We start from the raw sequence: 15,909 nt of genomic DNA on the forward strand, positions 1-15,909 counted from the left end.
AGGATGGACCACCGGCTCTCCCCCGAACTGGAAGAACTGCGCCGCACCGTCGAGGAGTTCGCCCACGACGTCGTGGCCCCCAAGATCGGCGACTTCTACGAGCGGCACGAGTTCCCGTACGAGATCGTCCGCGAGATGGCCCGGATGGGCCTGTTCGGCCTGCCCTTCCCCGAGGAGTACGGCGGGATGGGCGGCGACTACCTCGCCCTCGGCATCGCCCTGGAGGAACTGGCCCGGGTGGACTCCTCGGTGGCCATCACCCTGGAGGCCGGTGTCTCGCTGGGCGCGATGCCGGTCCACCTGTTCGGCACCGAGGAGCAGAAGCGGACCTGGCTGCCGAAGCTGTGCTCCGGCGAGATCCTCGGCGCCTTCGGGCTGACCGAGCCGGACGGCGGCTCGGACGCGGGGGCGACCCGGACGACGGCCCGGCTGGACGAGGCGTCCGGCGAGTGGGTGATCAACGGCACCAAGTGCTTCATCACCAACTCCGGCACCGACATCACCGGCCTGGTCACGGTCACGGCGGTCACCGGGCGCAAGCCGGACGGCTCCCCGCGCATCTCCGCGATCATCGTGCCGTCGGGCACCCCCGGCTTCACCGTCGCCCCGCCGTACTCCAAGGTCGGCTGGAACGCCTCCGACACCCGGGAGCTGTCCTTCGAGGGCGTCCGGGTGCCGGCCGGCAACCTGCTGGGCGAGGAGGGCCGGGGCTACGCCCAGTTCCTGCGCATCCTCGACGAGGGCCGGATCGCGATCGCCGCGCTGGCCACCGGTCTGGCCCAGGGCTGTGTGGACGAGTCGGTCAAGTACGCCAAGGAGCGGCACGCCTTCGGGCGGCCCATCGGGGCCAACCAGGCCATCCAGTTCAAGATCGCGGACATGGAGATGAAGGCGCACACCGCCCGGCTGGCCTGGCGGGACGCGGCGTCGCGGCTGGTGGCGGGCGAGCCGTTCAAGAAGGAGGCGGCGCTGGCGAAGCTGTACTCGTCGACCGTCGCGGTGGACAACGCCCGGGACGCCACGCAGATCCACGGCGGGTACGGGTTCATGAACGAGTACCCGGTCGCCCGGATGTGGCGGGACTCCAAGATCCTGGAGATCGGCGAGGGGACCAGCGAGGTGCAGCGGATGCTGATCGCGCGGGAGCTGGGCCTGGTGAGCTGAGGCCGGGGACGCGGAACCTGGAGCGGAACCCTGGAGCGGAACCCTGGACAAAATGATCTGAGGTTAGGCTAACCTACCTTCGAATTGTCCGGCGGACGCTCCGCCCCGTTCGAAACGAGCCACGCATGTCCAACGCCAGAGCCACCCACTTCACCCGTCGCGGCATCCTCGCGGCCGGCGGCGCCCTCGGCCTCGGTGCCGCGCTCACGGCCTGCGGCAGCGACGACGAGAACGGTGGCTCGGCGGACGGAAAAGCCTCCGCCGCGTCCGGCCCCTGGTCGTTCGAGGACGACCGCGGCACCACCGTGAAGCTGGACCAGGTCCCCACGAGCATCGTCGCCTTCACCGGCGTCGCCGCCGCGCTCTGGGACTACGGCGTCCAGGTCAAGGGCGTCTTCGGGCCGACGACGACGAAGGACGGCAAGGCCGATGTCCAGGCCGGCGACATGGACGTCAGCAAGGTGACCGTCCTCGGCAACGCCTGGGGCAAGTTCAACGTCGAGAAGTACGCCGCCCTCGCTCCCGAGGTGCTGATCACCACGACGTTCGACGACGCGGGCACCCTGTGGTCGGTCCCGGAGGAGTCCAAGGACAAGATCGCCAAACTGGCCCCGAGCGTCGCGGTCTCCGTCTTCGACCGGCAGCTCACCGAGCCGCTCCAGCGGATGTGGGAGCTGGCCGAGTCGCTGGGCGCCGACATGAAGGCGGACAAGACCGTCCAGGCGAAGAAGGACTTCGAGGCCGCCGCCGAGCGGCTGCGCACGGCGGCCAAGGCCCGCCCCGAGATCAAGGTGCTGGCGGGCTCCGCGAGCCCCGACCTGTTCTACGTCTCCGGCACCAACCTCTCGGTCGACCTGGAGTACTTCAAGGCCCTCGGCGTGAACTTCGTCGAGCCCTCGGAGGCCGCCAAGAAGGCGACCGGCGGCTGGTACGAGTCGCTGAGCTGGGAGAACGTCGACAAGTACGCGGCGGACGTCATCGTCATGGACGACCGCACCTCGGCGACCCAGCCGGCCGACATCACCGAGGGCACCTGGAAGAAGCTGCCCGCGGTCAAGGCCGGCCAGGTCATCTCCCGCTCCCCCGAGCCGATCCTGTCCTACGACAAGTGCACGCCGCTGCTGACGAATCTCGCGGAAGCCATCGAGAAGGCCAAGAAGGTCAGCTGACCCGCCCCCTCTCCCGTTCGAGCCGCCCGTCCTGCCTGGACGTGGCGGCTCGGCGCGTTCCGGACACCTGTTGCCACTTCCCCGAGTTTTAGTTAGGTTAGCCTTACCTAAGTACGTCGATTGGAGGAGACTCCCGTGACCTTCACCTTCCGCCCCCTGGACCCGCTGAAGGACGCCGCGCTGGTGCACCGGTGGGTCACGCACCCGCAGGCCGCCTTCTGGCTGGCACGGGACGCGAAACTGGTGGACGTCGAGCGCGCCTGCATGCGGATCGCCGCCGACGAGCGCCACCACGCCCTGCTGGGCCTGCGCTGCGGCGTGCCCGTCTTCCTCATGGAGACCTACGACCCGGCCGTGCTGCACGAGTCCGAGCCCGGCGACATCGGCCTGCACCTCCTCGCCTCCCCGGCCTACAACCCCGTACCCGGTCTCCTGCTCAGGGCCGCCCTGACCCACCTCTTCGCGGACCCGGCCGTCCGCCGCGTCGTCCTCGCCCCGGACGCGGCCGGCGCGGCGACGGAGCACAAAGCCCCCCTCGCCTTCCGCACCCGGGAGGAGTTCTACGCGACGACCGCGACGGCCATGAAGACGCCGACGACCACGAAGACGCCGACGACCGCGATGGCCGCGTGAGCGGGCCCCCTCCCCCGCGGGGACCGCACCGGGGGACAATCCCCGCATGGCGGAAATCATCCAGAAGGACGGCACCTGGGCCTTCGACGGGGACGCCCTGCGCCTGACGCCCGGCCGGGACCGGAGCGTCGGCCTGCTCCGCAGGGAACTGGGCGAACTCGTCGTGCCGCTGGGCGCGTTGGCGGGGATCTCCTTCGAGCAGGGCAGGAAGGCCGGGCGGCTGCGGCTGAGACTGCGCGACGGCGCCGACCCGCTGCTGCACGCCACCGGCGGCCGGCTCACCGAGCCGCACGACCCGTACCAGCTGATCGTCGAGGCCGACCGCTACGGCGTGGCCGAGTACTTCACCGACGAGATCCGCAACGCGCTGCTCCTGGACGAGGTGCCGGCCGACCCGGTCCGTGAGTACCTGCTGCCGGGCCCGCCCGTCCCCCTCTCCGTCTCCGCCGGGGACGGCACCGCCGCCTTCGACGGCGAGCGGGTGCGCCTGGAGTGGAACTGGAAGACGGAGGACGCCAAGGCCGCCGCCGGCTCCCGCGTCCTGCCGCTGGCCGACATCACCGCCGTCGAGTGGCTGCCGTCGGTCGGCCTGGACAACGGGCACCTGCGGTTCACCGTGCGCGGGGCGCCGACCAAGGCCCCGCCCAAGTACGACCCGAACGCCGTCGAGTTGTGGGGGTTCAAGAAGGACCCGCTGATGGCCCTGGTCGCCGCGGCCGTGCAGGCCCGCCTCCCGCACCCCTCCGGCCTCCCGCACCCCTCCGGCCGCCCGGCCGAGGCCGCGCCCGGCACCCCCGCCCTCACCGCCGCGGCGGCCGCCGCGGCCGCCCTCACCGCCGCGGCGGCCGCCGCCCCCGTCGAGGACGACCACGACGCGCTGCTGCGGCGGCTGCGCGAACTGGGCGAACTGCACCGCGACGGGGTCCTGACCGACGACGAGTTCGCCCTGGCCAAGGCGGCCCTGCTCAAACGGATGTGACGCTCACCGGGACCGGCGGGCCACCGTGAAGTGGTCGACCTGCTCGCCGGTCTCGGCGATGCCCCGCACCTTCAGCGTGGCCGTGCGGCCCTTGGCGGCCGGGGTGACGTCGACGCGCAGGAAGGAGTAGTCGAGGTAGCGCACCCGCGACCAGGCGACGGTCTCGCTCCGCTTGCCGCCGTCGACGCAGACGAACGACGAGACGGACTCGTCGTCCTTGACGTCGCCCTCGTAGGACTCGTCGGCGCTGAAGGCGTACAGGCTCTTGCCGGCCGCGCCCGCGGTGACATAGACGACGCCCTCGGTCTCGGGGTAGGCGGTGCCGCCGATGGGCAGTTCCTTGGCGACCTCGCCGCCCTTGATGACGTCGGTGCGCTCGTAGACGTGGTTGTGGCCGTTGATGACCAGGTCGACGGTGTACTTCTCGAAGAGCGGCACCCACTCGTCGCGCACGCCGCCCTCGGAGGCGTGGGCGGTGGCGGTGCAGTAGGCGCAGTGGTGGAAGAAGACGACGATGAAGTCGATGTCCTTGTCGGCCCGGTAGGCCTTGAGCGTCCGCTCCAGCCAGGTCGTCTGGGTGCCGCCGGAGATGCCGAGGTTGGCCGGGATCTCGAAGGAGATGTCGTTGGCGTCCAGCGAGACGACCGCCGTGTTGCCGTGCGTGAAGGAGTAGACGCCGGGGAGGTTGGTCTTGTCCGGGCCGTTGTCCGGCAGCTCCCAGCGGGCCTCCTCGCCGCCGTAGCCGTTGGGCGAGTACCAGGCCTCCATGTCGTGGTTGCCGTACGCGACCATCCACGGGACCGACTTGGCGACCGACTCGGTCTGGTGCAGGAACTGGTCCCACACCCGGGAGTCGAAGCCGGTGTCGGAGGTCTTGCCCTGCCCGGCCGGGTCGCCGTAGGCGATGTCGCCGGCGTGCAGGTGGAAGGCGGGGTTCTGGGCGAGGATCAGGGCGTCGTTGGCGAGGCCGTGGTAGCTGACGCCCTGGTCGCCGAAGGCGGTGAAGGTGAACGGCTCCGCCTTGGCGGGGGCCGTGGTGAAGGTGCCGAGGGTGCCGGCGAGGTGGGCCTCGGCCGGGTCGAAACCGGCGTGGCCGACACCGTAGTAGTAGGTCCGGCCCGGCTTGAGCCGGCTGAGCCTGGCGTGCACGTAGTACTGGGTGTGGTCGCCGCTCGCGCCGACCCCGGCGGGGGTGTGCAGGGTGCGGATCTCGGCGTCGATCTTGCGGGAGAGGTCCCAGGGGTGGGCGCCGATCCGGATGAACGGCTTCTTGACGGCGACCGGGACCTGCCAGGAGACGGTCATCTCGGTGCGCGGGTCGTTGCCGTAGGCGAGGTGGCGGCCGAAGGGGGCGACCAGGGCGCCGTCGACGCTCTCGGTGGCCGGAGCCGTGCGCTGGGTCGGTACGGCGGCCTGGGCGGTGCCGCCCGCCACGAACGCGCCGCCGGCCACGGCACCGAGCGTGACCGCTCCGCCCCGCACCAGCGTGCGGCGCGAGAACCTGGCCCGCAGGTACTCGTGCTGCTCGGCCATGCTCATCCGCGCGGCCAGCCGCTCGGGAACGCCCATACGAGGAATGTCCATGGCGTCTGAAACTCGTCTCCCGAGGCAACGAATTTTCGGCCACAGGATGGACAGCCGGCAAACAGCCTCTCATGAGAGTTTCAACAGGTACGTGCCCGAAATCGGGCAGGATTCTTGCGCGGGCGCCGACTGTCCCCCAGGATCTACCGGGTGCACGACGAACTCGTTGATCATCTGACGCGGTCCACGCCCCTCAACCGGGGCGAGGCGCTGCGCGTGGTCCAGGACGTGCTCGCCTACTTCGACGAGACGACCGAGGAATTCGTCCGTCGCCGCCACCGCGAACTCCAGGCCCAGGGCCTGGTGAACGCGACGATCTTCGAACGGATCAAGGCGGAACTCACATACCGGGCGGTCGCACCGCCGGAGCTGACGCTCCGCCAGCTGCGCCGCATCGTCTACGGCTGAGGGACAGCGTTTCTATGTGCGGAATCGTCGGATACATCGGGAAGCGCGACGTGGCGCCCCTGCTCCTGGAGGGCCTCCAGCGCCTGGAGTACCGGGGCTACGACTCGGCGGGCATCGTCGTGACCTCGCCGAAGGCGGCCGGCCTGAAGACGGTCAAGGCCAAGGGCCGGGTCCGTGACCTGGAGGCCAAGGTCCCGGCGCGCTTCAAGGGCACCACCGGCATCGCCCACACCCGCTGGGCCACCCACGGCGCCCCCTCCGACGTCAACGCCCACCCGCACATGTCGGCCGACGACCGGGTCGCCGTCGTCCACAACGGCATCATCGACAACGCCGCCGAGCTGCGCCGCAAGCTGGAGGCGGAGGGCGTCGAGTTCCTCTCCGAGACCGACACCGAGGTCCTCGTCCACCTCATCGCCCGTTCGGGCGCCGAGAAGCTGGAGGACCGCGTCCGCGAGACCCTCCGCCTGATCGAGGGCACCTACGGCATCGCGGTGATGCACGCCGACTTCCCCGACCGCATCGTGGTCGCCCGCAACGGCTCCCCGGTCGTCCTCGGCATCGGCGAGAAGGAGATGTTCGTCGCCTCCGACATCGCCGCGCTGGTCACCCACACCCGGCAGATAGTCACCCTCGACGACGGCGAGATGGCCACCCTCAAGGCCGACGACTTCCGCACGTACACCACCGAGGGCACCCGCACCACCGCCGAGCCGACCACCGTGGAGTGGGAGGCGGCCTCCTACGACATGGGCGGCCACGACACCTACATGCACAAGGAGATCCACGAGCAGGCCGAGGCGGTCGACCGCGTCCTGCGCGGCCGGATCGACGACCGCTTCTCCACGGTGCACCTCGGCGGCCTCAACCTGGACGCCCGCGAGGCCCGCCGCATCCGGCGCGTGAAGATCCTCGGCTGCGGCACCTCGTACCACGCGGGCATGATCGGCGCCCAGATGATCGAGGAGCTGGCCCGCATCCCCGCCGACGCCGAGCCCGCCTCCGAGTTCCGCTACCGCAACGCCGTCGTCGACCCCGACACCCTCTACGTCGCCGTGTCCCAGTCCGGTGAGACGTACGACGTACTGGCCGCCGTACAGGAGCTGAAGCGCAAGGGCGCGCGGGTGCTCGGCATCGTCAACGTCGTCGGCTCGGCGATCGCCCGCGAGGCGGACGGCGGCATGTACGTGCACGCCGGGCCGGAGGTCTGCGTCGTCTCCACCAAGTGCTTCACCAACACCACGGTCGCCTTCGCGCTGCTCGCCCTGCACCTGGGCCGCACCCGCGACCTGTCCGTCCGGGACGGCAAGCGGATCATCGAGGGGCTGCGCAAGCTGCCCGCGCAGATCTCCGAGATGCTGGAGCAGGAGGAGGACATCAAGAAGCTGGCCGCGCAGTACGCCGACGCCCGCTCGATGCTCTTCATCGGCCGGGTGCGGGGCTACCCGGTGGCCCGCGAGGCGTCGTTGAAGCTCAAGGAGGTCTCGTACATCCACGCCGAGGCGTACCCGGCCTCCGAGCTGAAGCACGGCCCGCTCGCGCTGATCGAGCCGGCCCTGCCCACGGTGGCGATCGTCCCCGACGACGACCTGCTGGAGAAGAACCGCGCCGCGATGGAGGAGATCAAGGCCCGCAGCGGCCAGATCCTCGCGGTCGCCCACCAGGAGCAGGAGAAGGCCGACCACACGATCGTCGTCCCGAAGAACGAGGACGAACTCGACCCCATCCTGATGGGCATCCCCCTTCAACTCCTCGCCTACCACACGGCGTTGGCCCTGGGCCGGGACATCGACAAGCCGCGCAACCTGGCCAAGTCGGTGACGGTGGAGTAGGCCCCCCCTACGAATCCTCACGCGAGGATTTCCCCACAGCAGACGGCCCCTCACGTGTGCCAACAGCACGCGGGGGGCCGTTCCGGGTCGCCGGGAAGCCGCCCGACTCCCCGGCCGACGCTGCCGACCGGCGGCCGTCACTCCCCGGTCGATGCCCCCTTCATGCCCTTCACAAGAGCACGAACACCTCTACGCGGCGGTAGGTTCCGGCGGACTGCCGGGCCGTCAGGGAATGACCACCACGGGCCGCTGGGCCCGCTTGGCGAGCCGCCCGGCGACCGAGCCGAAGAGGCGCCCCACCAGACCGTGGGTGGACCCCACGACGATGGCGTCGGCCTCGTACTCCCGCCCCACCTCTTCGAGTTCGTGGCAGATGTCACCGCCGCGCTCGACCAGGATCCAGGGGACCTCGGTGAGATAGTCCGCGCAGGCCAGTTCCAGCCCGAGGACCTCGGTGCGGTGGTCGGGCACGTCCACGAAGACGGGCGGCTCGCAGCCCGCCCACACGGTCGTGGGCAGCCGGTTGGCCACATGGACGATGATCAGGCCCTGTGCCTGCCGCCGGGCCATGCCGATGGCGTAGGCGAGGGCGCGTTCACTGGACGTGGAGCCGTCGAAGCCCACGACGACCCCGTGCTTGAAGGCGGGGTCGCACGCGTGGCGCGGCTCGGGCTCCGCCAGGGGATCGGCCGCCGTCGGATCGGCGACCGGCCGCTTGCGGTCCGCGGGTTCGAAGAATTCGTGACCGGCCATGGCTGTCTCGGCGTTTTGATCCTTTATGGGTGGACCGACAGGGTGCGGCGGAGCTGTGTCCGAATCAGTGTCCGGGAATCATCTTCCCAACCCCATACCCCCAAGGGTACGGCGGCACGCCTCCTTCGCCCAGTTCCCGACGGGCTCCCCGCCGGGGTTCCCCGGAGCATGCACGAGGGGGCGCCCGTTACGCAATGGTTGCTGCGCTGTACAGGCGGTTCGCACAGGATTCACGCGCGCGTACGCCTCTCGTACCGAAGCCCGGTACGCCGGACCGACCTGGGGCGCCCGTGCGCCCGGGCCGACATCGGACCCCGGTGAACCACCCTCAGGGAGCACGCACGCCCGAGCCGGACCACCCCTCCCCCGCACCGGACACCCGGCCTCCCTCGGCCTCCCCGGGGGCCTCCGGCCCCCGTGGCGCCGAAGCTCTCTCGCGGGCGCCGGCGACGGGACCGGGGCGCGCGGGGGCGGACGGAGCGCCGAAGGAGGCACACCGGTCGCCTGACCGGTTTCCGTACACGCGCCCGTTCCTTTTCGGCCAACTTCGGCGCATGGCGCATCCCTACCGGGAACCACCCCCCAATCCCCGTTCCACCTGCACGGAAAGGGTCTCGAGGGCCCTGCGCACCCTACGGGGATTGGCCACTGCCACAAGGCGTACTTCCCTGCGGCGTCCCGGAGTGCAACGCTTCGTGATCGAATGCTTCACGCCAAGTTGCCATGTCGACAATGTCCCAAGTGCCGAACCGGCCACCCCGGCACGACGGGACGCAGTAGATTCGATCTTGATTGTCTACGGCGGGGGACAAGTGCAGGACCGAGGGGAAACGTGCTGGAGCGACAGGCCCGACAAGTTAGGGGCGCCGCGACCACCGAGGGGGGCTTAGCAGTATGAGCCACGACTCCGCTGCCGCGCCGGAAGCCGCGACCCGGAAGCTCTCCGGGCGACGCCGCAAGGAGATCGTCGCGGTGCTGCTGTTCAGCGGCGGTCCCATCTTCGAGAGTTCCATACCGCTGTCGGTGTTCGGTATCGACCGGCAGGACGCCGGCGTGCCGCGCTACCGGCTGCTGGTCTGCGCCGGGGAAGACGGCCCGCTCAGGACCACGGGAGGTCTGGAGCTGACCGCGCCGCAGGGGCTGGAGGCGATCTCCCGGGCCGGCACCGTGGTGGTGCCCGCCTGGCGGTCGATCACCTCACCACCCCCGGAGGAGGCGCTGGACGCGCTGCGCCGGGCGCACGAGGAGGGCGCGCGCATCGTCGGCCTGTGCACCGGCGCGTTCGTGCTGGCCGCGGCGGGGCTGCTGGACGGCCGCCCGGCCACCACCCACTGGATGTACGCGCCGACGCTCGCCAAGCGCTACCCGTCGGTCCACGTCGACCCGCGGGAGCTGTTCGTCGACGACGGCGACGTGCTGACCTCGGCGGGCACCGCGGCCGGGATCGATCTCTGCCTGCACATCGTGCGCACGGACCACGGCAACGAGGCGGCCGGCGCGCTGGCCCGGCGCCTGGTGGTCCCACCGCGCCGCAGCGGCGGCCAGGAGCGCTACCTGGACCGCTCTTTACCGGAGGAGATCGGCGCCGACCCGCTCGCCGAGGTCGTCGCCTGGGCGCTGGAGCACCTCCACGAGCAGTTCGACGTGGAGACGCTCGCCGCGCGCGCGTACATGTCGCGCCGGACCTTCGACCGGCGCTTCCGCTCGCTGACGGGCTCGGCACCGCTCCAGTGGCTGATCACCCAGCGGGTGCTCCAGGCGCAGCGTCTGCTGGAGACGTCGGACTACTCGGTGGACGAGGTCGCCGGCCGCTGCGGCTTCCGCTCGCCGGTGGCGCTGCGCGGCCACTTCCGCCGCCAGCTCGGGTCCTCCCCGGCCGCGTACCGCGCCGCCTACCGCGCCCGCCGGCCGCAGGGCGACCGCCCGGCGGAGAGCGGTGAGCGGGCCCCGGCACCGGCCGAGGCGGCCGGTCAGCACCCGGTCCCGCTGCACCCGGAGGGCGGCGTCCCGTTCCAGACCCGCCGCCCCGCCCCGCACCTCGCCCCCGCGGAACCCGACCGCGAGGCCTACGCGGGCCCCCGCCCCAGCCTCCCGGGCCAGCGCAGCGCACCCTGACGTCCCCCGCGTGCCGGGCATGCCGGGCGGCTCCCAGGGCCCGCCCGGCCGACGCCGGGGGCCGACGCGGCGGACGTCGCCCCTCCAGCCCGTCCGGCGCTTGAGGACGAGGTCGTCCAGGCCGCAGGCGGGGTCCAGGGGCGGCGGCCCCCGGTGAGGCCCACACCGACGCCGGGGGCCTGAACGGGCGACGTCAGCCGTAGGGTGTTCGCATGAACGATCGCATGGTGTGGATCGACTGCGAGATGACCGGCCTCTCGCTGTCCGACGACGCGCTCATCGAGGTGGCCGCCCTCGTCACCGATTCCGAGCTGAACATCCTCGGCGACGGCGTGGACATCGTCATCCGTCCGCCGGAGCAGGCCCTGGAGACCATGCCGGACGTGGTGCGCCAGATGCACACCGCCTCCGGCCTCCTCGCCGAGCTGGAGCACGGCACGACGCTGGCCGACGCCGAGGAGCGGGTCCTGGCGTACGTGAAGGAGCACGTCAAGGAGCCCGGCAAGGCTCCGCTGTGCGGCAACTCCGTCGGCACCGACCGCGGCTTCCTGCTCCGTGACATGCCGGCCCTGGAGGACTACCTCCACTACCGGATCGTCGACGTGTCCTCGATCAAGGAGCTGGCCCGCCGCTGGTACCCGAGGGCCTACTTCAACAGTCCCGAGAAGAACGGCAACCACCGCGCGCTCGCCGACATCCGCGAGTCCATCGCCGAGCTGCGCTACTACCGCGAAGCCGTCTTCGTACCGCAGCCCGGCCCCGACTCCGAGACCGCCAAGACCATCGCGGCGAAGCACATCGTGCGCGCCGAACAGGGACGCCACTGAAGCGTGGCGCGAGCACCCCTTCGGACCCTGTACACTTTTTCTCGGCCGGTCGGGGAAACCACACGGAATCCCAGCACCGGTCATGGTGGGTGTAGCTCAGCTGGTAGAGCACCTGGTTGTGGTCCAGGAAGTCGCGGGTTCAAGTCCCGTCACTCACCCTGACAGGAAGCCCCTGGTACGCGGATGACGCGGACCAGGGGCTTCGTCGTCGTTCCCGCCCCGGCCGCCCGGCCGCCCTCCCGGTCCTTTTCCCGCCAACCCCGCGGTCGAGAAGAGCAGTTCACCGGTTCGCATCTCGTACGCAACGAGTAATGTCCAGAGTTGATCGAGTGGAATGACCATCCTGGTGGGACTGGAATGGGGTTCGGGTGCGTCGGACGGATCTGATGGGTGAGGCCTCGTGAGCCTCTGGAACGGCCGCCGAGCCAGACGGCGGCCCGCCGAGCCGGCGCCGGACCGGCGGACCGGGCACCCCCTCGGCCCCGGGAACGGGGAGCCCTCCGGACCGCGCGTGCTCGTCGAGGACCACGACGGCCTGCTCCTGCTCCGCCCGCCCACGGACGACACCCTGCTCGCCGCCGACGTCGCCGACCTCGCCCGCGCCCTGCGCGCCGCGGACCAGGACACCGTCACGATCGTCGCCGTCGCCGGGGAGGACGCGGCGGCGTCGCTCTGGCCCCGGCTGAGCGAGACGCTCGACTCGCTGCGGGAGTCCGGCACCCGGTCCGTGCGGCTGGTGATGTCCGGCGCCGGACTCGACCGCCCGGACCGGCCCGCCCCGGCCCGCCGGATCGCCGACGCCTGGGGCCTGACGGTCGAGGCCCCCGACGGACCGGTGCTCGTGGTGCCGGGCGGCTCGGTCTTCGTACCGCCCGGCGACGGCGGCTGGTGGCGCTTCGCCCCCGGTGAACGTCCCGAGGCGCTCGGGCCGCTCACCCCCGCCCCGCGCTGGCAGGCGGCGATGCGCCGGGTGCCGGAGCGTACGTCGGACGGCTGCGTCGTGGACCGAATACCGGCGGGCCTGCTGATCCGCCCCGCCGAGGCCACCGCGCCCAGGCCCGGTGACCTGTTCCACGCCGTCCCCGTGGACCCCCGGCGTCCCGCCGTGGTCGTCGGCGTGCCGTGGGGCGAGGACGTCCTGGCGAGCGAGGTCGCCGACGTGCTCGCCGCGCTGCCGGTCACCGTCCGCTCCGGCGTCCGGCTCTCCCCGGGCGGGCGGCGCGACCTGCTGCCGCTGGGCCGCGCCGTGGCCGCGCGGCTGAAGACGGAGGTGGAGGTCACCACCGGGCTCCCGCTCTTCGCCGCCGACAGCCCGCTGGGCACGTACGGCGTACGGTCCGTGCTGGCCGGTCCGGACGGGGCGCCGCGCTGGCTGCCCTTCGTGGACGCCGTGATGTGCCTGCCCCCGGAAGAGACCCGGCCCGCACCGGGGCCCGACGGCCCGACCGCCGCCACGCCGGAACCCACCGCCCCGGCCCCCCGGCTGCTCCGCTGGACCTCACCGCTGCCGGACCCCCGGGGCCCCGAGGACGGCGTCCTCCTCCTCTCCGACACCTGGCGGGCCACGGTCACCCGGGCCGGGCTGTGGGTGGACCGCCGGGACGGTCCCCCGCCGCCCTGGAGCGCCCGCCCGGTGAGCATCGACGGCCCGACCATCGAGATCGGTCTCTCCGGCGACCGGCTCGACGCCTCGCTCTGGCCGGTGCTGTCCCGCCTCCTCGACCGCCTCCCGGCCGACCTGCGCACCCGCACCGCCCTCCACGTCCACGCCACCCCGCCCGACGGCGGCCTCGCCCTGCGCACCCTGGCGGCGGACCACGCCCTGCGCGTCATCCGCTTCACCACGGCGTCACGGACGCGACCGGGGCCCCGGAGCGGCACCGCCGGCGCGGCGAACGCCACGCGTGTCGCAGGTGTCACGCGCGCCTCCGGCGGTGTGCCCACGGAGTCGAAGCCCCGGCCGTCGACCGCGACCGGGCCGACGACCCCGGCCGCCGTGCCGCGACCGGCACCGGTGAACAGCGTCTCCGGGGCCACCCCGGCGGCCACCCCGGCGACCGGTCCCGCCGCACCCGAGCCGACGCCCGCCGCCGCCACCGCCACCGCCTCCGCCGCGTCGGCCACCGCCGCCACGGCGTCGGCCGTACCGAGCGCGCCCCGCGGGCCGGACGTACCGAAGGACCGCTCACGACCCGCCTCCCCGGCCGCCGCCCCGCGGGCACCGCTCCCGGACGTACCGGTCTCCCCCCGGCACCGGAGCACCGTCCCGGAACGCACCGCCTTCCGGGCGCTGGCCGCACCCGTGTGGGAGGGGCAGAGCGCGGCGGTGGACCGGGCGCTGGCGGGCATGCCCGTGCCGCGCGGGGAGGAGCAGGACGCGGCGCGTGCCGACCTGATCGCGTTGCGGCTGTACCTCCGGGACGACGACGGGCCGCTGGGCCACGAGGAGCTGGCGAAGTCCCTGCGGTCGGGCGAGGAGCGCCTCGTCCCGTACGCCCGCTGTCTGGCGTCCGGGCTCGCGCGGCTGCCGTCGTACCGCGGTGCCGTACTGCGCGGACGAGGCGGCGCGGCCGGGCTCGACGGGCTGCGGCCGGGGCAGGTGCTGCGGGACCCGGCGCCGTTGAGCGGGCTGCCGTTCGATCCGGACGGGAAGGAGCGGGTCGCGGGCGTGGGCTTCGCGATCTGGTCCCTCACCGGCCGCCGGGTCCGGCAGTTGCTGGACGCGGACGGCGACGAGGTCGTCTTCGCCCCGGGCACCGCCTTCAAGGTCCTCGGCGTACGGGCGGCCGACGACTCGCCTCCCCTGGTCCTGCTGCGCCAGCTGCCCGACATCCCCACCGCGTCCACCGTGCTGGAGGACGCGGACGAGACCGCGCTCACCCGCCTGGACCACGCCCTGGCGGACCGCACGTCGCCCGGTGCGGGCGACTGGCCGGGCCGCTGTGCCGGGCCCGTCGGCGACCACTGAACCGCACTTCCCACACCTCGACAAGGAGCAGCGTTCATGCCACGTCAGAACGAACCGCCCTCCTCCGAGACGGCGCCCCCCGTCACCGTCCGGCGGGCGGTGGCCGTCCCGGGGCCGGCCCAGGACCCCGGCGCCGCCCTCGGCCCACGCGTCCCCGCCCCGGAACCCACGCCCGCTCCCGTGGCCCCCGCACCGACCGCCTCCGCCCCGGATCCCGGACCGGAACTCGAACCGGCGCCCGCCGCCACGTCCGCCCCCGCTGGGAAACGTTTCGGCAAGCCCCGCTGGGCGGAACAGGAGCAGCGGCCCGAGACGAAGTCCCCGGCGGAGCCCGAGACGGAACCGGAGGTGAAGTCCGGGACGAAACCCGGGACGCGGCCCGGGACGGCGTCCAAGGCAGAACGCAAGACGGCGTCCGAAGCGCAGCCCGGGGCAAAGCCCGAAGCGGAAGCGAAGGCGGAGCCCGAAGCCGCCCCCAGCCCGCTCGCCGCAGCCGCAACCGCCGCCGAAGCCGAAGCCACCGCCGCCGGCGCGTCCCAGCCCGCCGATCAGCACCCCTCCCGCCCCCGGCGCCCCCTGCTCGCCGCCGCCGGCATCGCGGGCGCGTTGCTGATCTCCGTACCGTTCCTGGTGCTGGCCGCGATCGGGGACGACGACGACCGGTCGATCGCCACGGCGCCCGTCGGCGGTACGACGCTCGGCCCCGGCACGTCGGACGACGAGCTGCCCGCCGACTACGCGGCCGAGTCCCCGTCTCCCTCGCCGAGCGCGTCGAAGGCCTCCCCCTCGGCGAAGTCCCCCTCTCCCGCCGAGGTGAAGGCCGCGCCGCAGGGCACGGAGGAGAAGACGGCGGCGGAGGAGGAGAAGAAGACGAAGGAGCCGGCCGCCGGGAAGACGACCAAGGCCGCGCGGACCGAGAAGAAGGCCACGACGAAGAAGACGCCCGAGCCCACCGCCCGTGAGCTGGCCAACGCCGCCTCCAGTCAGTCGGCCGTCCTGCTGAAGAACACCGCGACGGGCAAGTGCGCCGATGTGCCCGGTTACGGGACCGGGTCCGTCGACGGTCCGGTGCGGCAGTACATCTGCCGGGACGGCAGCTCCGACAACCAGCAGTGGGACCTGAACGTCGTATCGGCGTCGGGCGGGCCCGGCGGGGCGAGCCTGTTCGTCATCAAGAACGTCAAGGACGGGCTCTGCTTCGACCTGCCCAAGTACGGCAGTGTCGGGAAGGGGACCCAGGTCACCGAGTTCCCCTGCAACACCACCCGGTCGGACAACCACCTCTGGTACCTGGAACCCCGCGCGGGCGGCACGTACGCGCTGCGCAATCTCGTCGCCAACCTGTGCCTGGGCGTGAACGGCGGCAAGACCGCCGGCGACGACGCCGAACTCCAGGTGATGACCTGCGGGGAGAACCAGTACACCGCCCAGCGCTGGGTCTTCTCCTGACCCTTCCGTGACGGTCCTGGCCCCGGCG

General features: G+C 72.4%; 12 protein-coding genes and 1 tRNA gene. 11 read left to right on the plus strand and 2 right to left on the minus strand.

The annotated features are described in order from the left end of the window. Nucleotides 1-3 precede the first annotated feature (3 nt). The 4 genes from J7I94_RS15710 (at nucleotide 4) to J7I94_RS15725 (ending at nucleotide 3,945) form a co-directional block, all read left to right on the plus strand. Nucleotides 4-1,164 carry an acyl-CoA dehydrogenase family protein gene (locus J7I94_RS15710; protein ID WP_215167716.1) on the plus strand — a complete coding sequence of 387 codons (1,161 nt, stop codon included), beginning with the start codon at nucleotides 4-6 and terminating at the stop codon, nucleotides 1,162-1,164. 125 nt (nucleotides 1,165-1,289) lie between these two features. Continuing rightward, the gene (locus tag J7I94_RS15715) at nucleotides 1,290-2,333 is read left to right on the plus strand and encodes an ABC transporter substrate-binding protein (RefSeq protein ID WP_215167717.1); all 1,044 of its coding nucleotides are present in this window, start codon (nucleotides 1,290-1,292) and stop codon (nucleotides 2,331-2,333) included. Nucleotides 2,334-2,468: 135 nt separating this feature from the next. After that, on the plus strand, nucleotides 2,469-2,966 hold the full coding sequence (locus J7I94_RS15720; RefSeq protein ID WP_215167718.1) for a GNAT family N-acetyltransferase: 498 nt from the start codon (nucleotides 2,469-2,471) through the stop codon (nucleotides 2,964-2,966). 46 nt (nucleotides 2,967-3,012) lie between these two features. Continuing rightward, nucleotides 3,013-3,945, plus strand: a complete 933-nt coding sequence (locus tag J7I94_RS15725; RefSeq protein WP_215167719.1) for a DUF4429 domain-containing protein — start codon at nucleotides 3,013-3,015, stop codon at nucleotides 3,943-3,945. A 3-nt stretch (nucleotides 3,946-3,948) separates the two neighbouring features. Here J7I94_RS15725 and J7I94_RS15730 read toward each other — a convergent pair whose 3' ends face one another. Beyond that, on the minus strand, nucleotides 3,949-5,514 hold the full coding sequence (locus J7I94_RS15730; protein ID WP_215167720.1) for a metallophosphoesterase family protein: 1,566 nt from the start codon (nucleotides 5,512-5,514) through the stop codon (nucleotides 3,949-3,951). A 165-nt stretch (nucleotides 5,515-5,679) separates the two neighbouring features. On the opposite strand from J7I94_RS15730, the gene J7I94_RS15735 reads away from it, so the two are divergent. Together J7I94_RS15735 and glmS are read left to right on the plus strand one after the other, a co-directional pair. Then, nucleotides 5,680-5,937, plus strand: coding sequence for a hypothetical protein (locus tag J7I94_RS15735; RefSeq protein WP_215167748.1), 258 nt, complete (start codon nucleotides 5,680-5,682; stop codon nucleotides 5,935-5,937). A 14-nt stretch (nucleotides 5,938-5,951) separates the two neighbouring features. After that, nucleotides 5,952-7,769, plus strand: a complete 1,818-nt coding sequence (glmS, locus tag J7I94_RS15740; RefSeq protein WP_215167721.1) for a glutamine--fructose-6-phosphate transaminase (isomerizing) — start codon at nucleotides 5,952-5,954, stop codon at nucleotides 7,767-7,769. Nucleotides 7,770-7,994: 225 nt separating this feature from the next. Here glmS and J7I94_RS15745 read toward each other — a convergent pair whose 3' ends face one another. Next, a complete protein-coding gene (locus J7I94_RS15745; protein ID WP_215167722.1) occupies nucleotides 7,995-8,522 on the minus strand; it encodes a universal stress protein in 528 nt (175 codons plus the stop codon). 894 nt (nucleotides 8,523-9,416) lie between these two features. Between J7I94_RS15745 and J7I94_RS15750 the strand changes: the two genes are divergently transcribed. The 5 genes from J7I94_RS15750 (at nucleotide 9,417) to J7I94_RS15770 (ending at nucleotide 15,881) form a co-directional block, all read left to right on the plus strand. Next, nucleotides 9,417-10,637 (plus strand): helix-turn-helix domain-containing protein, encoded by a 1,221-nt coding sequence (locus J7I94_RS15750; RefSeq protein ID WP_215167723.1) that lies wholly within the window; start codon nucleotides 9,417-9,419, stop codon nucleotides 10,635-10,637. A 212-nt stretch (nucleotides 10,638-10,849) separates the two neighbouring features. Then, nucleotides 10,850-11,464 carry an oligoribonuclease gene (gene orn / locus J7I94_RS15755; protein WP_215167724.1) on the plus strand — a complete coding sequence of 205 codons (615 nt, stop codon included), beginning with the start codon at nucleotides 10,850-10,852 and terminating at the stop codon, nucleotides 11,462-11,464. 85 nt (nucleotides 11,465-11,549) lie between these two features. After that, nucleotides 11,550-11,622, plus strand: a tRNA-His gene (locus J7I94_RS15760). Between the two features lie 242 nt (nucleotides 11,623-11,864). Further along, nucleotides 11,865-14,432: a hypothetical protein gene (locus J7I94_RS15765; protein WP_215167725.1), complete on the plus strand. Its 2,568-nt coding sequence runs from the start codon at nucleotides 11,865-11,867 to the stop codon at nucleotides 14,430-14,432. Nucleotides 14,433-14,468: 36 nt separating this feature from the next. Beyond that, nucleotides 14,469-15,881, plus strand: a complete 1,413-nt coding sequence (locus tag J7I94_RS15770; RefSeq protein ID WP_215167726.1) for an RICIN domain-containing protein — start codon at nucleotides 14,469-14,471, stop codon at nucleotides 15,879-15,881. Nucleotides 15,882-15,909 lie beyond the last annotated feature (28 nt).

Origin of the sequence: Streptomyces sp. ISL-12, assembly GCF_018614415.1 — a bacterium.
Lineage (GTDB): Bacteria > Actinomycetota > Actinomycetes > Streptomycetales > Streptomycetaceae > Streptomyces.